We start from the raw sequence: 20219 nt of genomic DNA, 5'->3' as shown, positions 1-20219 counted from the left end.
TTATACGCCCCCTAACCATGTAGGGAATCCGGGAAGCGATCCATCCAACACATTGACGTACAAATAATAGACACCATAAGAGAAACCGGCGGCAATAACAAAGGAAACCCATAATTTCCCCTTTTGCATCGTTTGGAACCCGATCATCAAGAATAAAAACGTGGAAATGACGAAACCGATTTCTTCAAGAAATAAAGCATATAAGACTGCTGTAATAAAAATGATGCCAAATCTTTTGTAATCCAAGTTTTCTTTACGTTTTTCTGAACGTTGTTTACGGAAGGTTTCATAAATGAGACGAATGCTCATCAATGACAAGAACGAACCTAGAAACATGGGGAAAATGTTGGCACCAACATTACTCCCGTAAGCGCTAGTGGAAATACCTAAGGAACCAATAATAAACGTCACACCAACAGCGAAAAAGGCAATGCCGGCATACCGGTCAAAAGTAGTATTCATCTCTCTTCCTCCTATCCTAAGAGCAAGGGAGAAGAGAAGTCTCTTCTCCCTTAGCTTTTATTTCTGCATGCCAAGCGCCGTCAGCATATCTTTTAGTTGGTTTTCTTGCTGGCTTAAGTAAGCTCTGAACTCATCCGCTTTCTTATAATCTGTTTCCCAGCTGTTTGCTTGCATTTCTTTTTTCCAAGCATCCGACTCTACCATTTTCTGGATCGCAGCTTCCCAGTAGCTTCTGGCATCCGCGCTCATATTCTTCGGACCAAAGAAACCGCGCCAGATCATGAACTCTGCATCGACGCCTTGTTCTTTCATCGTTGGGATGTCCTTCAAACTGCCGCCTAAACGGGCCGGCGCGGCAACAGCAAGTATTCGAATTTTACCTGCTTTTACATATTGATCTAAGGAGGATGCATCCGTACCCAACACATCGGCGTTTCCACCAAGCAGCGCTGTAACGGCTTCTCCACCACCATCATATGACACATATTTTACTTTCTTCGGATCAATGCCGTATTTAAATGCCGGAAGAATGGAAACAAGATGATCCATTGATCCTGGAGCAGAACCACCCGCTACTGTAATCTTTGTTGGATCAGCTTTCATATCGTTAAGAAGTGATTTCAAATCTTTATATTTTGAATTTGCCGCTACTGCAATGGCGCCGTAGTCTTTTGTCAACTGTGCTAATGGCGTCGTATCATTGTACCCGTAAGGCGTGTTGCCTTCTTTTTTTAAATGATTAATCAGAATAGGTGGCGAACTGACAAATAGCTTGTAATTGTCTTTCACATCTTTTGTCGCGTACTCCGCCATAAATACGGTACCTCCGCCGCCTGGCTTGTTCTCAACAGTAACCGGCTTATCTATGACTTTAGTTTCCGTCAGTACTTTGGCGATTGTCCGAGCCGTCATGTCCCAACCACCTCCTGCACCTGAAGGAGCAACAATGCTAACCGCTTTCTCCGGATAATTGGACTTCGTTACTGATTCTTTGCTTTTATCCGCGGCTGCTGTCGTTGTTGCCGGCTTGGCAGCACCGTTCCCACAAGCAACCAAACTAACTGCAAGAAGACTAACGGCCGTAACTTTCCATGAACCTATTAAAAATTGTTTTATCAAAAGAACCCCTCCATCTTTATTTTCATATTTGTATGCGCTTTCTTTAAAGCGTTTTCAGAATATCATCTATGGGTTCTTCTTGGGAAGTTTATGGAGATTAGTTGAATTAACGTTGTTTTGAACATTTTGTTCATATTGTTCACGGACTCGGACACCCTATAATCATCAAAATGATAGCGCTTTATGATACAATACAAGCAAAAAAGGGGGCAATTTGGTAATGAGGCTGCAAACAAAGCTCATTTTAGTAATTTGCTCTCTCCTATTCCTGGTCATAGTCAGTTTAGGAAGTATCTTTTATTACATCATGACTAGAGCACTTGAGGATCAGATCGGTACGCGCGCACTCAAGGTCGCGGAAACCGTTGCCAGTATGCCCGAAATTCGTTCTGCCTTTCGAACAGTCGATCCTTCTATCATCATTCAACCTATCGCCGAAAGTATCCGTGATAAAATCGATGCCGAGTACATTGTTGTTGGGAATCGCGATGGCATCCGCTACTCACATCCGCTTCCAGATCGAATTGGTAAAGAAATGGTCGGCGGTGATAACGGCCCCGTGTTGGAGGGACAATCGATAATTTCCAAAGCTGTTGGCTCACTTGGCCCCTCCCTCCGTGGGAAGGCTCCCGTATTGGATGATCACGGAAAAGTAATCGGCATAGTTTCTGTTGGATTTCTTACCAAGGATATTGCAATCACTACTACTGTTTACCAATCCCGTATTGAGCTAGTATCTCTCATCGTGCTTGTAGTCGGGCTTATTGGCTCTGTCCTCATTGCACGAAATGTAAGAAGTTCTATACATGGACTAGAGCCAAAAGAGATTGGCGAACTATACACGGAGAAGCAAGCCATTCTGCAAACTATTCGCGAAGGAATTATTGCCGTAAACAGTGACGGCATCATTACAATGGCGAACCGATATGCATTGCAGCTGCTAGAACTGCCCACCAGTGCTAAAATCACAGGCAGACACATTGAAGACATAATTCCTAATACTCGTCTGAATGAGGTGGTTCGAACAGGGGAAGCTGAATTTGATCATGAAATGCTGATTGGAGACCATGACGTCATCGTAAACCGTGTGCCCATCGTGAGCAGGAAGCATGGGGTAACCGGCGCCGTTTCCAGCTTTCGAAGCAAATCCGATCTCTACCGCTTGGCCGAAGAGCTTTCACAGGTGAAACGCTTCGCAGAAGCTTTGCGAGCACAGACGCATGAATTTTCAAACAAACTGTATGTCATTTCCGGGCTTATCCAATTGGAATCGTATCAAGAAGCGGTAGATCTCATATCCAAGGAGTCGGATATTCATCAGAATTGGGTGCAGTTCATTATGCATGAAATTCCTGATCCGATGATTGGGGGGCTGTTAATAGGAAAGTTCAATCATGCACAAGAACTTAAACTGACGTTTGAGCTCGATCATGAAAGTTCGTTTGCGGATATTCCAAAGGCGATCGATCGAAATTTGCTCGTTACTATTATCGGTAATTTGGTTGATAATGCCATGGAAGCCGTTCTGGCTGGCGGGGAAAAGGTAACCCCGATTGTGAAATTATTTTTAACGGATCTCGGTGAAGATCTAATTATTGAATGCGAAGACCACGGAGTTGGAATTTCTGACGAGGTGAGCAAAGTAGTGTTTACTAAAGGATTCTCAACCAAGACTGGCGAGCATCGGGGCATAGGTCTAGCGCTTGTCCAACATGCCGTACACAAGTTGAATGGATATATCACTTATCAAAAAAATCCAATAGGCGGCACCATCTTCACCGTTGCCATACCAAAACATCCTATTTCCACAGCAAGGAGTCATATCCATGAGCCTGGATCGTCAACAAGCAACAATTGAAGTTTTAATTATTGAGGACGATGTAAGAATCGCTGAAATTAACCGTAGATTTATTGAAAAGGTAGAAGGCTTCCACGTGGTTGGAATCGCTACGGACGAGGTGCAGGCCAAAGAGCAGTTAGATATCTTACTGCCTAATCTCGTCCTTCTTGATGTTTATTTTCCAGATGCCAATGGATTGGATATGCTCTCTTATATTCGACTACATTATCGAGATACAGACGTCATTATGATTACCGCAGCTAAAGAAGTTGAGACTATTAAGGAAGCCGTTCGTAGCGGAGCTTTCGACTATATCATGAAGCCGCTTATTTTTAATCGGCTACAGGAAACGTTACTGCGCTATCTGGATTTTCATCATGAGCTGAATCGTTTGAATAACAGCAGCACCATCAATCAAGGCGACGTAGACCGCCTAATGTCTGGTTCGGGCAAAAAGGATATACGCATTGAGACTTCATTCCTTCCAAAAGGCATCGACAAACTGACGCTAGTCAAAATCGTTCAAGCGATTTCCACGGCGGTAAGTGGCATGACGGCAGAACAGATAGCCAAAGAAATTGGAGTAAGTCGCTCGACAGGACGCCGTTATCTAGAGCATTTGGTCTCTTCAGGAGAAGTCATCGCTGATCTTTCATATGGCGTCGTAGGACGTCCAGAAAGAGTATATCGAAAAAAGGAATCCTAAAATGACAACTGCCACTAGCTTGGAAACCGCCGAGCCAGAAATGGTTCTAACAAGCATCACTGAGCATGATTACGAACTAATTTATAAACATGTCTACCGAGTACCGCTATCAGTATGAGCGCTATCCCATAACTGAACGGCCGTATGTAGGGCTCGACAAGTATCCAGTTTCCCCCCAATTTATAACCAAAATAGGTTAATGCCAAATTCCAAGGTAAACATCCGAGACATGTAAAGATAACAAAACGCGAGAATTTCATTTTTGCTATACCTGCTGGTAAAGATATAAATGTGCGAATGATGGGTAAATTTCTTCCAAAAAAAGCCGCGTACTCGCCATATCGGTTAAACCAAAGCTCTGCTTTTTTGATATGCTCAGCTTGAATCCATACGTATTTACCATATTTCTCTATCATTGTTCTTGCCCCAGTTGCTCCAACCCAATAAATAAGGATTGATCCTACTAGATTGCCTAATACACCCGCGCTAACCACTTCAAAATAAGTAAAGGCACCTTTTTGAATAAAAAAACCGCCAAAAAGCATAATAACTTCACTTGGGATTGGAATACAAGCACTCTCGAATAACATCCCAATAAAGATTCCTAGAACTCCGTAACTCGTGACTAATCCTATAGCATTAGTTGAAATCCATTCTATTAACTGATGCAATGATACCACCTCAATCTTAAATTTCTGAGCAAATTTGTCAGCAAATCCATCCCTGATAAATTCCGCTTCCTCACTGTAACAATAAAAAATGAGAATTAAATGAGAACTATTCCGTTAGCGGTATGAAATAAAAAAAACGAAAGACAAATGTCTTTCGTTTTTTTATTATGGAATTTAACCATTCCTATAAAGTCGCGGAACCGCCTTTAACAAACGTTGCGTATAAGGATGTTCAGCCTTAAGATGAAACGCCTCGCGGGCTATCGGTTAACCCGATAGGCTACTCATAGCTAATAATTGATCCATCTTTGTATATAGCTTTAAACAACTCATGCTGCTCCATATATTGCGATATTACTTCACTTTCATTACCAAGAATGGTCAAATGCAAACTTGAACGCATCATTTCTCGAAGAATATGTATGATCTCTCGGCTCTCACTATAAGTTCCGACCACACTGCCAGGGTTTCGCGGATCCAGCTGACCAACTAGCATTTTTTTGATGTCACTAATTAGCAGCAGCTGAGTTACCCGATTGCGATGAACCTCATCTTGACGTGGGGGATGCACAACAACCCCTGCCGCCTTGAGCTCATAATCCCCGTAAGATAAAATTCGAACCTTTACCCCTTTTTCTGTAATTTTTTTCAGATCATTTGTTACCAGAGTTGCAAAATCGGAACCACAGCGAATATATACTTCATGTTTTGCAGTGGCAATCATTTCCTTCGCTTTGTGCAGCATATGATCATAGCCTTTAACGCGCACAATCGTTTCATTGCTTTTCTGTTGATTCAGTTCCTTTAATTCTTCTCGAACATTTTGAATATTGCTTTTGAACTGCGATTCTAAACTGGACAGATAGGACTCCGGCTCGACAGCCATGTACAAAGCTGGCTCTGTCTGCTGCCAAACAATCGCTCCTTTGTCTGCAAGATTGCCCAGTACCCGATAAACCTCTGCACGTGAAATGCCCGTCGTTTTACTAATTTGATATCCTGTGGCCGAAGCTTCCTGAATTAGCGCCACATATACACGTGCTTCATTTTTGCTAAATCCAAATTTGGTCAACAGCTCTGTGATTGAATCCATACTGGCACCTCGCAAGTAGTATTATAACTAACTACTATGATAATGAGAATCTTTATCATTCGTTAAAAATGACTAATATCATATATATGTCTCTATCTTACTTTAATTATCTCGGTTTTTCTTAGTATTTCGTCGATTTTTCAAAAATAAAAGACTGCTTTTTTATTACGGACACAAATTTGGGTATGCATTATTCATTGGATTGTATTTGGCGTAAACTGTAATTCCGTCTTCTATGCTATCGTATAGAAGTTTCATGACTACTGGAATTTACTGTTTTAGGTTGTTCTTCCTTATACAATTTCACTAGCTCATAGCTTGTTAATAAACCTACAATGATTAAAGCAACAGCAGCAATTCTAACTTTCATTTTAGCCCCCATGTTTATCGGCACTTATTGTAAAGACGTAAGTGCCATTCTTATGTGTCAGTTTTAAAGTTCCTCCATGCAGTTCGATAATATTTCTGGCGATGGCAAGTCCTAATCCTGCTCCGTTCTGAATACCTTCGCTTTTCCGCGAATGGTCAACTTTATAAAAACGATCAAAGAGTTTATTTTCTTGTTCCTGCGTAAGTGGTTGACCTCTATTTTCGACTTCGATATAAAACCGCAAATGTTCCGTCTTTAATGTTATGTGAACCGTCCCCGGTTTAACGGAATACTTGACGGCATTCATTAGGAGATTATCGATAGCTCTAACAAATTTATCGCTATCAACCAGAGCAATCACTGGCGAATGACCTGTCTCGTTAACGATTTCAATTCTATTCTCCTGAGCAAAAGGTTCCAGTTCAAAAAGCATTTGGTCGAGAAGCTGATGAACATCAATCGGTTTCAAATTTAATTGAATGTCGGAAGTTGTAAAACGCGTATATTCGAACAAATCATCGATCAATCTTTTTAAATGAATAGCCTTGTTATATGTGTTATGAATAAAACGTGTATATTCTTCTTTATTTTGAAATGCATCCGTTCTTAATAGTTCCAAATAACCAATAATACTTGTAAGCGGTGTTCGTAAATCATGGGAAACCCCCGTAATTAGCTCCATTTTGGAGCTTTCAATTTGGCGTTCTTTTTCGATCTGCTGCTGCAGCCGTTCCGCCATCAGATTGATATTTAGCGCGACTCGCCCTAATTCGTCTTTACGAACAATGGGAACACGATATGACAAATTGCCTTCAGAAATCGTTTGGAGTCCATCAGCCAAATCAATAATGTACTTCACCATGCGACGAGTCAGTTTATAAAAAGAAACAATAAAACCTATAACAAAAGCAATAAAAGCAGTATTAAAAAAATAAAATCCAAATTGTAATTGATTCACTAAAAAACTGGCCAAATAATTAACTAATAAGAAACTGAATATAGCAATAAGTATGCTGAATATGAACGCCCAGAATATCTCAAATCGTATACTTCTTTTGCCGCCGAATAAATTGGACCAATTATTTTTCAATTTTGTATCCAACCCCCCAAACGGTTTTAATATATCGCGGCTCTCTGGGCAATTCCTCAATTTTCTCGCGCAAATTCCGAATATGAACCATTACCGTATTATCTGAAAATCCAGATGGTTCATTCCATGCACTTTCGTAAATTTTGTCAGCGCTAAATACTTGCCCTGGATGGCTTGCAAGCAAGTTTAGTATCGAGAACTCCAGGGGAGTAAGGGAAAGTTCTTTCCCTTTCATCGTTACGGAATGTTTAGTTTTGTCGATAACAAGCTCTTGGATACGGATTAGAGAATCATTGGCTTCCTTTCCAACAAACGTTTGCCGTCTTAGTTGTGCCTTGACTCGAGCCAACAATTCTAAAGGATTGAAGGGCTTCGTAACATAATCGTCGGCACCGGTAGTAAGGCCATTGATTTTATCAATATCTTCTTCCTTTGCGGAGAGCATGATTATGGGGAGTGTCGATGTTTCTCTGATTTTGAAACAAGTTTTGATTCCATCCATTCGGGGCATCATTACATCTAAGATGACTAGATGAATAGGGTTTAGCTTTAATACGTCTAGTGCCTCCACACCATCAGCAGCTTCTAAAACACGATATCCTTCGTTTCGTAAATATACATGAATGACATCGCGAATTTCTGAATCGTCATCAACAACAAGAATTGTAATCATTACATTCTGCTCCTCTTCCATCTTTTAAAAATTACAAATAACAGAATACCTATAAGTAAGACTAATCCCAGATATAGACCGTAGTGATATATCATGGTTCCTATCTTCTCTACATGTCTGCCTGCTAATTGACCTAATACAAAAAAAACAGACGTCCAGGCGAGCGCGGCAGAAAAGGAATATAGGATGTATCGATGATAAGACATTTTATTAATTCCCACTAGATAGGGCACAATATGCCTAACTACTGGAATAAAATAGCTAATGACTAATGCAAAATTGCCGTATTTATTTAGCAGTTGTTCTGAAGTTCGGAGGTGTTTCTCCACATTTTTTTTACGACGGAGTTTATCTAACACTGCCGACCCAAAAAGTCTGCCTAGTAAATAACCAAGGGACAAACCGGTAACAACTCCTAAATAAGTGACGAGAAACGCCGGAACAGAATGGAGTAACCCTGCTTTGCTTACTGCTCCACCGGTCATAACAATAACCTCATCCGGTATTGGCATCCCAACAATTCCAAGCCATAACGCAAAGAACAATGCTGCGTAACCGAACTGACCAATCGAATGAATTAGTGCATCATAATTCATTTAAATTCCCTCTTTCTTACGGCATGTATAAACAAAAGCCGGGGGGAAGTTAAAAGGTACGAAGTCAATTTTTTCAATAATGAATTTATCGGATAAATACTTTTTCATCTGAAGGGAGTATTGGAAAGCAATAAAGTATCCTCCTGGCTTTAGAGCTTTAGTAATTTCATTAAGTAATGATTCTCTTAGGTCACTACTAAAATTAAAAAACGGTAATCCGCTAAACACGCAGTCTAATAGATGTATACCTTGCTGATTTATTATTTTAGTTAGATGGCATGCATTTGAATGGCATGTGAAACTTGGATAATTGGCTTGCAAATCGCTTTTCATCTTATCGTCCATTTCAAATAATAACACCTTTGCAGAATCATTTACTCTTGGTTCAATAAAACGTGTAATAGCGCCTGTGCCGGAGCCGAGCTCGGCTACTGATTTTACATCCTTCCAAAGTACAGATTGAACCATTTTCTTCGCCAGAAATCGTGAACTTGGTACAAGACTTCCTACTCTCTTGGGATTTTGAATAAAACGTTGCAAGAACAATCCAGGCTGATTAGATTTCAAGAAACTCTCCTCCATTTCCATATTTAATATTTACTTACTGTTTGGCTCATTCAGCCAAGAAGGATTTGAAGTTTTTAGCTTCAACAATCAATGCAAACATTTTGTACGAGACTCTGTTAAGACCAACGAGTAAAGGCAGAATATACCGAACAACCGGAACCAACACACCAAAACACACATGTCATGTGCTTATATTACTTGATAAATCTAAGGATCCAATGGGGAAATTTCTAAAGAAAATCTGAAGTAATGTCTATTGAATTTGAATCGCTCAGAGTTATTCAGATTCATCACTTGTCCCATGCGCTGCCAAACGCACAAAAGGCCAGATTAGTTTTTTGTAAACTAATCTGGCCTCTACTATGTTTGCAAAACATATATTTTGAATCCATTAAATGCACTTTGGAGGTCTGAATAATGACAGAACCTAATATTCAACTAACTTCTGCTGAGTTAGCGTGTATATGGACCGAGTACGAATTTGCTTCCATTCCGGCTCAGGGATGGACGCCTTCATGGCTTCGAACCGTCTCTCCGCTTGCTCAGCCTTACGTACGACGACCGTTATCGTGTTATCTCCCATTAGTAAGCCAACGGGTACTTTGACGCCTCTTGTCGCTTCGGTTCCATTTACCGTGACGATCGCCCCGCTATCCTCGGGTTGGGGATCAATCAGAACCTTGTTCTGCCCGATGAAATCTATAAAATCATAGAACGGCAAGCTCTTATTGAACCCGAAGCCGATGGGTAAATCCCCCGGTATGTCGCTTTCCAAAAATAGGCCTAGAAAATTCAATATAGTGTTGCTGCCCGGTCCACCCGCTCGAGTTACCGTTAAAGTGGTGATTTTCTTATACTTATCTAGAGGGGGGCCTGTGTCACCAGAATTTCTATCGTGTTAACTCCAACATTCAGAGCAATTGCTCCCGACGGACTGCCGCTAGCTATTTCTACGCCGTTTACCACAATCTTGGAGTCAGCGTCTTCCGCTGTCGGCGTGACCGTTATCTCGCTTACGTTGTTCGCAACGTCCGCATAGAATTTCCGCCATAATCTCTATTATAAGAGATAGCAGGGCTGAATTGACCTACCCGAGAGGGTAGGTCAATGGGCTAAATCGGGTAGTTAAATTCCTGTTTACAGATTCGGCTCCCCCTTGGTTTTTAAAAGGAAATAAGCCCCCTGAAGCTAGAGGTCTCCGCGTTCAATTCAATAAAAAGCTTTGATACTCGTCGCTCCTGAAAAAAAATCGAGCAAATCCTACGAGTTACCCTAATTGGGTCAATAACATTAGCAAATAGGCCAGTAGCGACCCACTTTTCTTTGAAAATATCCACTCCATTTAATATAAATGAATCGTTGGTAGTGCTCCCAATAAACTTCCAATCCATAAACTCAGCTCGCACCTTTTTGTTGGATTCTTAAACAAAATAATACTTTATTTTCACAGAACAGTTACACTTATCCGGAATTGACGCCTGCTAATAGGGATATAAAAATAAAAAGCTTGAATTCTCAAGCTTTGATAAGATCATTTATGTCGCCGCTTTTATGTCTATGGACACACGTCAGACACGTGTCTTTAGACGCCCATTAACACGCCTGTATTTTTTGTAATTTTTGTTTAAAAAGGACTTCATTCCTATTAATTCCCGACCGATATAAAGGATAATGACTCATTATCGCGACTATAGTCATGAAATATCAGGAAAGAAGGGTTACTTTATGAGAATAATTCACCGCAAGCCAATCAACGCTACTTTGCTTCAAGTAGGTATTAGGACTCGTTCTTCGAACTTCGCCGCAACGGCAGCCATAGAGAACAGATCGACGAAGCCCAGAGGAAAATTCACGACCGGCATGATTAACGGAGCGCTTTTGGTCGTGCCATTCTGGCTTTTGATCGCCTGGTTGATTTTTCACAACTAAGTTGACGTTCCCCGATAGTGCTAAGCCTAGGCTGCCAGACCCATTCACCCGGCAACCTTTCCGAACCTATTAACTCTCCCTATACGCATCTTTACTTCCCTTGCCAAGTCATCAGATGCCTCAGCGTGATCCGGGTGCCTTGCCACAGGCAGAGTCTCATGTGATACATATCGGAGAGTAACCGCCGGGGCCAAACTCCAGCAAAATGATAACCTGCGACCCCGTTCTGATGAATGGAGTTTTTTCGGCATTATTTTTGATTGTCAGCCTGCTGGGCTTATTATAAATGAGTATCAAGTTAAGGCTATTGCCTATTAGCCAACGCAATTGCTTACTTTGTTCCTTCTTCGTTTAGAGGTGTATCCCTTGAGCCTTATCTAGGCTACTCCATTCGGTTACACCATGCCGGATAAGCCCTACTGTGGTTGCCATTGCTGCCCCTAATGACCTTGAACTATCAATCCTACGTTAGCGTAGCGAACTACTTAAAGGCACATTCATTGCGGAGCCTTTGTACGAAGCAGCTTTAATCCTAATCCGATAAAAATTATCCCTGTTATTTTTTTTAAATAGATGCCAAACCTTAAGTTACCTTTCACTTTTCTTGTAACATATGATGAAAAATAGGCAATAAACAAGCACCATAACAACCCAGTGAACGAAAATGTAAGACCTAAAATAAGAAATGGGATTGGACCGTTCGCCTTTGAATCAATAAATTGTGGTAGAAAGGCAATAAAAAACAAAGAAACTTTGGGATTCGTAAGGCTTGTCAACATTCCTTGTATATATATCTTCTTGATATTTTGTTGATTTGATTCAGATGCACTAAAACTTGCATTTGTTTTATCAAGTAGCATTCTAATTCCTAGATAGACTAGATAAATGACCCCAACAATTTTAATGATATTGAATACCATAATTGATTTTGTAAGTATAATCGATAAACCGAAAGCAACTAAAAATGTATGTATTAAAGAACCGCTTATGATACCGAAAACAGAATACACACCAGCTTTTCTACCTTGTGAAATGCTTCTTCCCACAATGTACATTGTATCTGCACCTGGGATTAGATTTAATAAAATCCCCGTAAGCAGAAACACTTCAAAATTGATTATTCCGTACATTTTTGACAATACCGCCTCTCAATTATTATCACACAAAGGAGTTATATTAATTGAAAATACAACTCGTTGTCAATCTCTAATTAATCTAAATTATGACTTAAAAGCACATTTATTTGATATGTCATTCCATGATTCTGCCCGTTCGCTTAATAGGCTGCCAAAATGCGGCAGCCTGTTTTCATGGAGTTCTCGTATTTTAAGGATAACAAAGCAATCCGTTGTTTGCTCAAATTCATCATTTACAAATGCCCTATGACGGACAATCACTCTCTTGATAACTTTATCCTATCTTTAAATAACGCCAAAAAAACTCATAACCAGTTTGGAATTCATTTATGAATCCTTCTTTTATATCACTTAGTAATTTCCTCAATGAATTGACCTGCTTCAAGGTATATTTTATTAATACGGACTCTAATATTTCGAATGGTTCCTCATCCTCAGCGTTTGTAACATCTATACTGAAGAGTGCATGATCGTGATTTCCTCGTTCGACTCGAACATTTCAACGCTTCTACAGACATGAAACAAAATAGTGTAATATAGGTATATTATAGCATGGAAGCCAGATACGAAGGTTCCCTCTGGAAAATTCATAGTGCAAAAAGTAAAGGGGGATCTACGCATGGAGATCATGACATTAAAAAATCATTTGCAAGTTGTGCTGAAGCCAGATTCGTCTTCGCGAAGTGCGGTCTTTGCCTACGCGATTAAAGCAGGATGCAACATGGAAGTAGGCGTCCCTGCCGGGACTGCTCATTTTCTCGAACATATGCTCTTTAAAGGCAGCGCCACGAAAACGGCAAAAAAGATTAACCAGAACGCCGCGGACCTTGGCACGCTTCCCAATGCCTATACCTCGGAGGATGAAACCAAGTACTACATCCAGGTGCAAAGCAAGTATGGCATGGAGGCGTTGGACCTTCTATCAGACTTTTTTTGGCAGCCGGCGCTCCCGGAAGAAGAAATCGAAAAAGAAAAGCAGGTCATCATCGAAGAAATTCATATGTATGCCGATCAACCGTCTTCGGTTTCCGGCGAGGTGCTTGAAGGTCTGTTGAATCGAAGCTCCCTTTTGGGTACTAAGAAAAGCGTGCGGAAGATCCAGCGTTCACATCTCCTTCAGTTTTATAACGCGCACTATCACACAGGCGCTGTAATCTTTGTTGCGACGGGTAATTTTGATGAAAATGCGGTGCTCTCCTATTTGGAACGCCTAAACGTTCATCAGCCGAAGGATCGTACCGAGCAGGCGAGGCGTGAATATGATCTGCAGCAAAAAGAGGCGGTTGTCAAACGCAGCGTCAACCAGGCGCATATTTCATGGGCAATTCCAGTAGCAGGTGACGGGAGCGGCGATGAGCCGGCGCTTGAAGTTATTGCTACGATTTTAGGAGCACATGGAAATGCGTCTTCTCGTTTGTATGATGAGATTCGTGAAGAAAAGGGACTCGCGTATGCGGTCGATGTGGATTATGAGTCTTTTCATGACCACGGCTACCTTTTGGGATATATAGGACTGCCGGCAACACACGTAAACGGGGTAAAAAAGATTCTGTTCAAGCATCTGTCGGAACTGGAGACAAGTCTCGTCAGTGCCGCGGATCTCCGCCGCGCCATTGCCTGTGTGACCGGACAACTGGCAATCGGTATGGATGATGTGCTCGCACAAAATGATTCTCTGAGTTATAGCACACTGTATGGACTGGAGTTTGATGTTGATGCTTTCGTAGCCAAAGTAGAGGCGGTGACCGCAGATGAGGTACTACGGGTGGCGCAGAAATATGCTTTGGCTGGGAACGTCTATGTGGCATCCGTGGTGCCGAAGAATTGGAGCGCCATCGAACAGCTATCTTAAAACCCTGTTAAAATTCGGTATGATTTTTCAATAACAAAGCTTAAACCCACCATTTGTTGGTGGGTTTAAGCTTTGTTATTGTACTATCGCTCCCGTCTTAATCGTTCTTTCAATATGGAATCACAAGTGAACAACTAATATATGATGTTTATTAAATACAACTTCTCTTATTGATAATACTGCCGTGTTCTCCGAATCATTGAATTTCCATTTCTTCTTTATCATTTAACTATTAAACTCCCTCTAGCAATACCCTTTTTGTTTGAACTAAACTCCCTCTATGGAGAATCGCTTTGCTTTCAAATACTCTCGTTTTCTCAGCTTTTGACCTTTAAATACTTTTTAGCAGATAACATTCAATGGTATCAAGTTGTAGAGGCAGAAATTTATGGATATGCTGAGGGACAAAAGACTCTCTACCTAAACCACCTGTTGTAAAAAACGGATGGTATGGTAATGTATGGTTGCACCTTTGGCTCTCCACATGAGCTCATGGTGGTCAACCCTCCGACATCTCGCAGAGTCTACGCTCCCAAATTCCTTCATTCAACCTATCCATGAGGTGGAGGTCAGATATGCTGCTAGGGCAGGATCTTTGTCCGTAAGTTTAGTGCCTTTCCGACTCATCCGTGCTTCTTGTTGTTATCTTGTCTACCTAGATCATCATCATATAAAAGCGAAAATTACTTTTTATTTCTCAAACCTCATATTCCCTCATAATAGGAATGCTGCCCGTTACTTCAATAAAACAAGGGACAGTTGCCGGCTGCGGCGATATCTGTCCCTTGTTTTTCACTAGCGTGTCCCGTTAGCGCAATGGTCAATGCTTTGATAAAATAATTGAAACAACCGAGCGCTCTAAGGAGGTAACATGAAACAGTTCACTGCTAATAAAGCACCTGAAGATATGTTCACTAAGGCTAGATTGAGGAAAATGGGTCTATCCCCCGTTGCTGATCACTCTGCTTTTATTACTTATCCCCCAAGTAAAAGACGCTATAAGTTATACAAGCTTGAGAACGCACGCCCAATTGAAAATAATGTAGGATATTCCTTACTCATCTCTGTTAAAAAATCAAACGAAGGAAATTTAAGCCCAGAGATTTTACGAGAAATGGCTAAACGACTTCACTCACAATATGATTCAAAATAGTCAACTCAGCTATATCCTCGAATTATCTCAAGGAGTTGCTGAATTAATCTGCTCATAGTTTGAGAAACGTCAGCAGCTGTTCAATATTGACCGGCTGCTGCACTGCTTATGTTGAGCTATCGTTCTCCGATAGCTTAATCAAGTTTCTTTCGCAAAATCTAGATTATTATTATCTCTTAATCTAATTACTTTTTCATCAAATAATTTCAACTTGGTTTCAAAACCGTTTCTAGTTTGTTCAAAATCCCTCGTCCATTTGTACATCATCTTCAACATCGTAATATCCAGTTTATAATGGCACTTTTCAATACCAAGTTTTTGCTTAAGAAAACGTGTTAGGATTCTGACCCTTCGTTTCCATAATGGAGTATCAAGAAATATGATTGTATCTGCCATTTGATACAAGCATTGATATGAATCTCTATCTGTTCCTTCGAAAATCCATGCTCCTTTGTTATCAATTTCCTTTATCACTTCGACTTGTTCTTCTGCTGAACGTTTGTATCGTCCCGTAGGTGTTTTATGATGGACTATGGAGTTAAGTTCATACCACGGCACATTAACTTTCTGTGACAGGCGTTTAGCCAACGTCGTCTTACCACTAGCAACAATTCCAATAATGAGGATTTTTCTCATTCCTGTTCAAACTCCCTCGACCATCGCTCATTGCAGAATCAATCGGCTTTATGACCGGTTGCGGCTTTTGTGTCAACCGGATACGGTATCTTTGCGACCAGCCCATCTCGTTCGCTTCATCAGCTCAGGAAACGCAACCGCAAGCAGTACCAACAAGACACCAGCCCATTGAAGCAAGCTTACGTGCTCGTGTAGAACGATGGATGACAGCATAACCGCGACAGGCAACTCGGCAGCACCGAGGATGCCTGTCAAACCTTCTCCAATTTTCGGAACCCCTACCGCGAACAAGACTGGAGGTAAGAACGCGCCAAACAAACCGAGCAGTATCCCAAACGGAAGCAATCCCTCCAAAAGCGCGTGGTTGAACAGGAAGCTGGGTGGGAACAAGAGAAATACAAATAACATCCCCCCTGTAACCATCCAGGCGCTTCGGTTTATCGGATGCATAGAAGGCACAGCTTTGCCACTGAACAAAATAAACAACGAGTAGCTTATCGCGGACATAAAGCCAAATATGACGCCCTTCCAGTTAAACTCAGACAAACCTTGATCAAGTATGCCGGCCGCTAGCCATGTCCCTCCAAACAGGACGGTCAGCGTGATCAACATGATGCCGTTTGGACGCCTCCTCTGTTCGACCGAATTGATCAATACCCCCATCCATGTGAATTGGAATAGCAACAGAATGGCTAGCGAATTGGGAATATATCGCAGGGATTGGTAATACAACAAGCCTGTTACAGCTGTAGGCACACCAGCGACCATCAGGATGACTCGATGCCTCCACGATAACTTCGTGGAAGCCGTCGTGGATGAGGACGTCGTCTTAACGTTTCCGCTCCATCTTCCCTTCCATTTCATGAATAGAACCAGAGCCCAAGCCAATACGAACCCTGTTAACAATTGACTTCCCACGATTTCTCCGAGCGTATAACCTTTTCCATATGCCTTTGTAACGATTGTCGATAAGATACCGTAACAGACCGCGCCTAATAAAACCAATAATCTGTATTTCATCGTTATGATTCCTTCCTTGGATTTCCTCTACTGTATATTGGAAACAAAAAAACTTCCTTACTATCGAATATAGAATCGTTGAAACTTGATTCCATATTCGTAGCAAGGAAGTTAAGGCTTCCTGTAGAGACCCCCACCCTGTATTTCATGGGGTTATACGAATGTATTGTTGATTCCTCAAACTAAAGCAAAACAACATAACAAATAATAAGGCGCTCGCTCGCATTTGTCAACTGATACCTGCTGCCATGGTGCCTTTATTAAGCTATAGTGTCCCAGTAGCTTATTCCGTGAATAGAAAATTCACTCTCTCCTAAAATCGAATTTCTCATTTGGTAATCTTAAAACATGACCATTGATTTCAACAGTATCATCGTCAATCCATACGATATATGCGTTCTCTTCTCTATAATTCCAATAAATATTCTTTTTCTTCGAGCTTTTGTTGAAAACAAGTTCTGCTCTTACAGCAAAATCAGTCGTTGCTCCTCTACTTGAAACATAAGCATTAATTGTATATTTGCCGTTGGGGGAGTTTGATTGTTCAATTAATTCACCTGTTGGGAGCCGATTCGTGTCAAAAAAGGCCCAGTAAATCCCATAACAAATTAATCCAATCAACAATAAGCCAATTGAAAACAAAAATTTAAGCACATTTTTTTTGGTTCTCTTAATTTCATGCATAATGTTTTGCTCATCGCTTGATTGCTCCATATTTCTCCACTAATAATGACCAAATTTAATATTTTTAAAGAAGTATAACCTCATTTTACTATTGCGCAGAAAAAAGGCGATTAATTCTTAACTTAATGTATCTAACCTGAGCAGCTGTTGGCGATTTGCTCCCTGGTGTGTCTGGATTAACGTTCTCCCGTTAGCGTAATGACACTTCTAATATGCACTTCTTTCACCCCAAACATTTGAACATCCCATTCATTGTTCAATTACGACCTAAAAAACATCGTTATCGGGTTTCGATTCCTTCCCGTCGGGAAAGAGATAATGTAATCATTCAATAATGGGTTTGATTTTCTTTCCGCTCTCATTATAAACTGTATACCCTCCGCGAACCGTGATCCAAATCTCATTATCTGTGTGGAGATCGGCTTGGAGCCCTCGGGTCGTTTTAGGAAAAAACAGCAAATGATTATCCGGAATCGAGGTTCCTGGCTGAAGATCCAAACCTGCAGTCAGATCCGGAATACCTTCTTTATCCGTAGCCACAGCCACTGTTTTTCCCATTCGTACGATCATTTGGGAGCCCGGTTTTCCGTAAATCGTTTGCTCCCCAACCAACTCTACATTAGTAATGCGATTTATGTTCTGAATCGTTAACAATGCCTTAATTCCTATGATTAGTGCAGCGATTGCAATTATTGCAATACTGCCTCCGCGCAAATAAGTTAGTTTCATATTCATGTTGGCCCCCTTTCTTTTCTTATCATTGATGATACTAAAATGTAGTTACCGATTCTTCTAATAAAAATTAATAGAATTGCTACTCCTCAAAGTGTAATTGATGCATATAAAAAGAAGCAAGTTCTATGTGTTTGGGAACTCCTGAACATGCTTTGTCCGTTCCGTCGGGAAATGAGGACATAATTCAAAAAAGCCGCATAACATGCGACTTTTAATGTACCCCTATTCTTGTCGCCAGACAAGTTTATCTTTGCCATAAAAGGCCCCTTTTTAAGAACAAGTTGATCTTTGATAGGTTGTTTATACAGCTCCAATCTTAGGCCATGCCAGTTCGATGCCGTTCGCCGTCAGCAAAGATTGAAGTTCTTTGAGCTTTGCTCCGTCAGCGCGAACCTCACTTGGGGTCATGCCTTGGTTCAAACAAAAGGCAGCCGTATAGCCTGCAGACTCCCCGATATTCCATTCAACGGGATGAAGCCTGTAGCAACCATTGGTAATGTGGGTTGTTCCTATATTTTTACAGGCAGCTAGCAAGTTCGTAACCTGCTTGGGAATCAGACTTCCTAATGGAATCTGAAAAGGCAACGAAGAAATGTCGAGGAAGTTCCGTCCCGTCATACTCGGATGCAAATCGATTCGGTAACATCCGATTCCTACGCTGTCAGGGAACTCTACTGCCCCTTGATCGCCTCGGATAGCTGTGCTTACGTGCTGTTCCAAAACCGTAAATTCCGCTTTGATTCTACGCGATTCCCGAATATACGGCGCCTGTGCCATGCCATCAGCGGTCCCTACGACGTCCGGACGCAGCCTCAACCCCGGATAGCCCACTCCCCCGTCAGGCCGGGGAGCTTCCGTCTGCAGCCAATATAATAAAGAAAAGCTCAGCTGTTTCGCTTGATATAGATGCTTTTCGGCCAACTGTTCAGGTACATCATAAGCATTTCCAAGAAAGTAATCGTTCTGCGCCCAATTGACTAACGAAATGTCCGACGTGTATGTCCCCGCCGCGAAGTTCGCTTTATCCACAATTCGGCGATAGATAAACAATGGGTATTTATCCGTACCGGGAAACAGCGTTTCTTCCGTTGGTTCCAACGTCTTGGGATCAGGCGATACCCAGTTCAATTGCGGATTCGGCCAAAATGGTGCCTGAAATGAACGCCAGAACTCATAATCATGGGGTTTATCTATGACATGATTCTCACCTTCGAAGTAGTCCATCGCAAAGCAGTAAGTAAAAGCCTGGATATCTTTGGGATCTGCGGGACCCTCCAAGGCATGAGGTTCGTTTGTTTCTGACTTCGATTCTGCCCCCGTTACATAGTCGACTTCCGCAAGTGGCAATACATCCCCACATTCCGTTGCATCTAGAAAATAAGGTGCATGAACAGTCAGCTTTTCCCCGGTTTCGCGTTTGATCGTAACGGCTTGGATCTCGTCGCCGTGTCTACACGCTTTTACGATTCTACTTCGTGTGTGGATGGTAAGTTTCCCGCTGTTAACGAACGGCGCGAGCATCTGCTGCAATACGGCATGCGTGACACGTGGTTCTGCGCACAACCGGCTTACTCCACCATTTCCTGGATTCAAATAGTACACCGAACGCCCATACTCGGATAACGGATAGTTTTGACGGTAGTACGCTCTGACCTCGTCGCGAAATTGGCGATAGCTTCGTGTACAGCCGAATTGCTCGATCCATTTGTGCTCGTCAGGCGGCACAGCCTGGCTCGTCAACTGACCGCCAATCCAGTCGTATTCATCGGTCATGTACACATTTTTCCCCATCCTACAGGCAGCTAGAGCTGCAGCGCACCCTCCCACTCCTCCGCCTATTATTGCAATATCTACGTGCAGATCTCGTTCCATATTCATCATACAACT

At 41.7% G+C, this 20219-nt stretch carries 21 protein-coding genes and 1 riboswitch; of the genes, 5 read left to right on the top strand and 16 right to left on the bottom strand.

All coding sequences use genetic code 11. The annotated features are described in order from the left end of the window. Both AC3WTJ_RS11900 and AC3WTJ_RS11895 read right to left on the bottom strand, forming a co-directional pair. Positions 1 to 462 carry a tripartite tricarboxylate transporter TctB family protein gene (locus AC3WTJ_RS11900; protein WP_492521905.1) on the bottom strand — a complete coding sequence of 154 codons (462 nt, stop codon included), beginning with the start codon at positions 460 to 462 and terminating at the stop codon, positions 1 to 3. Positions 463 to 519: 57 nt separating this feature from the next. Further along, on the bottom strand, positions 520 to 1581 hold the full coding sequence (locus AC3WTJ_RS11895; protein WP_492521904.1) for a tripartite tricarboxylate transporter substrate binding protein: 1062 nt from the start codon (positions 1579 to 1581) through the stop codon (positions 520 to 522). 220 nt (positions 1582 to 1801) lie between these two features. Between AC3WTJ_RS11895 and AC3WTJ_RS11890 the strand changes: the two genes are divergently transcribed. After that, positions 1802 to 3439, top strand: a complete 1638-nt coding sequence (locus tag AC3WTJ_RS11890) for an ATP-binding protein (RefSeq protein WP_492521903.1) — start codon at positions 1802 to 1804, stop codon at positions 3437 to 3439. After that, on the top strand, positions 3408 to 4127 hold the full coding sequence (locus AC3WTJ_RS11885; protein WP_492521902.1) for a response regulator: 720 nt from the start codon (positions 3408 to 3410) through the stop codon (positions 4125 to 4127). The genes AC3WTJ_RS11890 and AC3WTJ_RS11885 overlap by 32 nt, the downstream gene beginning before the upstream one ends. Before the next feature lie 56 nt (positions 4128 to 4183). Here the strand turns inward: AC3WTJ_RS11885 and AC3WTJ_RS11880 are convergent, their stop codons facing one another. From AC3WTJ_RS11880 to AC3WTJ_RS11845, 8 genes are all read right to left on the bottom strand, one after another. Next, positions 4184 to 4798, bottom strand: coding sequence for a DedA family protein (locus AC3WTJ_RS11880; protein WP_492521901.1), 615 nt, complete (start codon positions 4796 to 4798; stop codon positions 4184 to 4186). Positions 4799 to 5078: 280 nt separating this feature from the next. Then, positions 5079 to 5891 carry a TrmB family transcriptional regulator gene (locus AC3WTJ_RS11875; RefSeq protein ID WP_492521900.1) on the bottom strand — a complete coding sequence of 271 codons (813 nt, stop codon included), beginning with the start codon at positions 5889 to 5891 and terminating at the stop codon, positions 5079 to 5081. A 371-nt stretch (positions 5892 to 6262) separates the two neighbouring features. Further along, a complete protein-coding gene (locus AC3WTJ_RS11870; RefSeq protein ID WP_492521899.1) occupies positions 6263 to 7351 on the bottom strand; it encodes a sensor histidine kinase in 1089 nt (362 codons plus the stop codon). Further along, positions 7341 to 8024, bottom strand: coding sequence for a response regulator (locus tag AC3WTJ_RS11865; RefSeq protein ID WP_492521898.1), 684 nt, complete (start codon positions 8022 to 8024; stop codon positions 7341 to 7343). Before AC3WTJ_RS11865 ends, AC3WTJ_RS11870 begins: the two co-directional genes overlap by 11 nt. Continuing rightward, the gene (locus AC3WTJ_RS11860; RefSeq protein ID WP_492521897.1) at positions 8024 to 8620 is read right to left on the bottom strand and encodes a DedA family protein; all 597 of its coding nucleotides are present in this window, start codon (positions 8618 to 8620) and stop codon (positions 8024 to 8026) included. Before AC3WTJ_RS11860 ends, AC3WTJ_RS11865 begins: the two co-directional genes overlap by 1 nt. Then, positions 8621 to 9187, bottom strand: coding sequence for a class I SAM-dependent methyltransferase (locus AC3WTJ_RS11855; RefSeq protein WP_492521896.1), 567 nt, complete (start codon positions 9185 to 9187; stop codon positions 8621 to 8623). 427 nt (positions 9188 to 9614) lie between these two features. Then, entirely contained in the window at positions 9615 to 9983 is a 369-nt protein-coding gene (locus AC3WTJ_RS11850) for a cadherin-like beta sandwich domain-containing protein (RefSeq protein WP_492521895.1), read from the bottom strand. A gap of 65 nt (positions 9984 to 10048) precedes the next feature. Beyond that, positions 10049 to 10195: a cadherin-like beta sandwich domain-containing protein gene (locus AC3WTJ_RS11845; protein WP_492522226.1), complete on the bottom strand. Its 147-nt coding sequence runs from the start codon at positions 10193 to 10195 to the stop codon at positions 10049 to 10051. A 717-nt stretch (positions 10196 to 10912) separates the two neighbouring features. Here AC3WTJ_RS11845 and AC3WTJ_RS11840 point away from each other — a divergent pair. After that, positions 10913 to 11116, top strand: a complete 204-nt coding sequence (locus AC3WTJ_RS11840) for a hypothetical protein (RefSeq protein ID WP_492521894.1) — start codon at positions 10913 to 10915, stop codon at positions 11114 to 11116. A 497-nt stretch (positions 11117 to 11613) separates the two neighbouring features. Here the strand turns inward: AC3WTJ_RS11840 and AC3WTJ_RS11835 are convergent, their stop codons facing one another. After that, a complete protein-coding gene (locus AC3WTJ_RS11835) occupies positions 11614 to 12246 on the bottom strand; it encodes a LysE family translocator (protein WP_492521893.1) in 633 nt (210 codons plus the stop codon). A 625-nt stretch (positions 12247 to 12871) separates the two neighbouring features. Here AC3WTJ_RS11835 and AC3WTJ_RS11830 point away from each other — a divergent pair. Together AC3WTJ_RS11830 and AC3WTJ_RS11825 are read left to right on the top strand one after the other, a co-directional pair. Beyond that, on the top strand, positions 12872 to 14104 hold the full coding sequence (locus AC3WTJ_RS11830) for a M16 family metallopeptidase (RefSeq protein WP_492521892.1): 1233 nt from the start codon (positions 12872 to 12874) through the stop codon (positions 14102 to 14104). Between the two features lie 871 nt (positions 14105 to 14975). Then, positions 14976 to 15257, top strand: a complete 282-nt coding sequence (locus AC3WTJ_RS11825) for a hypothetical protein (protein WP_492521891.1) — start codon at positions 14976 to 14978, stop codon at positions 15255 to 15257. A gap of 138 nt (positions 15258 to 15395) precedes the next feature. Here AC3WTJ_RS11825 and AC3WTJ_RS11820 read toward each other — a convergent pair whose 3' ends face one another. The 5 genes from AC3WTJ_RS11820 to AC3WTJ_RS11800 form a co-directional block, all read right to left on the bottom strand. Then, the gene (locus AC3WTJ_RS11820; RefSeq protein ID WP_492521890.1) at positions 15396 to 15893 is read right to left on the bottom strand and encodes a P-loop NTPase family protein; all 498 of its coding nucleotides are present in this window, start codon (positions 15891 to 15893) and stop codon (positions 15396 to 15398) included. Positions 15894 to 15965: 72 nt separating this feature from the next. Continuing rightward, positions 15966 to 16913 (bottom strand): EamA family transporter, encoded by a 948-nt coding sequence (locus AC3WTJ_RS11815; RefSeq protein WP_492521889.1) that lies wholly within the window; start codon positions 16911 to 16913, stop codon positions 15966 to 15968. An 80-nt stretch (positions 16914 to 16993) separates the two neighbouring features. Then, positions 16994 to 17094: riboswitch (purine riboswitch) on the bottom strand. 122 nt (positions 17095 to 17216) lie between these two features. Next, positions 17217 to 17627 carry a DUF5412 domain-containing protein gene (locus AC3WTJ_RS11810; protein ID WP_492521888.1) on the bottom strand — a complete coding sequence of 137 codons (411 nt, stop codon included), beginning with the start codon at positions 17625 to 17627 and terminating at the stop codon, positions 17217 to 17219. 294 nt (positions 17628 to 17921) lie between these two features. After that, on the bottom strand, positions 17922 to 18332 hold the full coding sequence (locus tag AC3WTJ_RS11805; protein WP_492521887.1) for a hypothetical protein: 411 nt from the start codon (positions 18330 to 18332) through the stop codon (positions 17922 to 17924). Positions 18333 to 18632: 300 nt separating this feature from the next. Next, positions 18633 to 20204: an FAD-dependent oxidoreductase gene (locus AC3WTJ_RS11800; protein ID WP_492522225.1), complete on the bottom strand. Its 1572-nt coding sequence runs from the start codon at positions 20202 to 20204 to the stop codon at positions 18633 to 18635. Between the last annotated feature and the right edge of the window lie 15 nt (positions 20205 to 20219).

The sequence above is a fragment of the Paenibacillus sp. FW101-FHT12H11 genome (assembly GCF_058790355.1).
This window is presented reverse-complemented; position numbering and strand designations above follow the sequence as displayed.

What these genes read in the sequence shown, in the direction of transcription:
- AC3WTJ_RS11885 (WP_492521902.1), top strand. Translation starts at nt 3,408, where the DNA reads ATGAGCCTGGATCGTCAACAAGCAACAATTGAAGTTTTAATTATTGAG.
- AC3WTJ_RS11820 (WP_492521890.1), bottom strand. Translation starts at nt 15,893, where the DNA reads ATGAGAAAAATCCTCATTATTGGAATTGTTGCTAGTGGTAAGACGACG.
- AC3WTJ_RS11815 (WP_492521889.1), bottom strand. Translation starts at nt 16,913, where the DNA reads ATGAAATACAGATTATTGGTTTTATTAGGCGCGGTCTGTTACGGTATC.
- AC3WTJ_RS11800 (WP_492522225.1), bottom strand. Translation starts at nt 20,204, where the DNA reads ATGGAACGAGATCTGCACGTAGATATTGCAATAATAGGCGGAGGAGTG.
- AC3WTJ_RS11825 (WP_492521891.1), top strand. Translation starts at nt 14,976, where the DNA reads ATGAAACAGTTCACTGCTAATAAAGCACCTGAAGATATGTTCACTAAG.
- AC3WTJ_RS11830 (WP_492521892.1), top strand. Translation starts at nt 12,872, where the DNA reads ATGGAGATCATGACATTAAAAAATCATTTGCAAGTTGTGCTGAAGCCA.
- AC3WTJ_RS11835 (WP_492521893.1), bottom strand. Translation starts at nt 12,246, where the DNA reads ATGTACGGAATAATCAATTTTGAAGTGTTTCTGCTTACGGGGATTTTA.
- AC3WTJ_RS11875 (WP_492521900.1), bottom strand. Translation starts at nt 5,891, where the DNA reads ATGGATTCAATCACAGAGCTGTTGACCAAATTTGGATTTAGCAAAAAT.
- AC3WTJ_RS11810 (WP_492521888.1), bottom strand. Translation starts at nt 17,627, where the DNA reads ATGGAGCAATCAAGCGATGAGCAAAACATTATGCATGAAATTAAGAGA.
- AC3WTJ_RS11890 (WP_492521903.1), top strand. Translation starts at nt 1,802, where the DNA reads ATGAGGCTGCAAACAAAGCTCATTTTAGTAATTTGCTCTCTCCTATTC.
- AC3WTJ_RS11865 (WP_492521898.1), bottom strand. Translation starts at nt 8,024, where the DNA reads ATGATTACAATTCTTGTTGTTGATGACGATTCAGAAATTCGCGATGTC.
- AC3WTJ_RS11860 (WP_492521897.1), bottom strand. Translation starts at nt 8,620, where the DNA reads ATGAATTATGATGCACTAATTCATTCGATTGGTCAGTTCGGTTACGCA.
- AC3WTJ_RS11805 (WP_492521887.1), bottom strand. Translation starts at nt 18,332, where the DNA reads ATGAATATGAAACTAACTTATTTGCGCGGAGGCAGTATTGCAATAATT.
- AC3WTJ_RS11840 (WP_492521894.1), top strand. Translation starts at nt 10,913, where the DNA reads ATGAGAATAATTCACCGCAAGCCAATCAACGCTACTTTGCTTCAAGTA.
- AC3WTJ_RS11900 (WP_492521905.1), bottom strand. Translation starts at nt 462, where the DNA reads ATGAATACTACTTTTGACCGGTATGCCGGCATTGCCTTTTTCGCTGTT.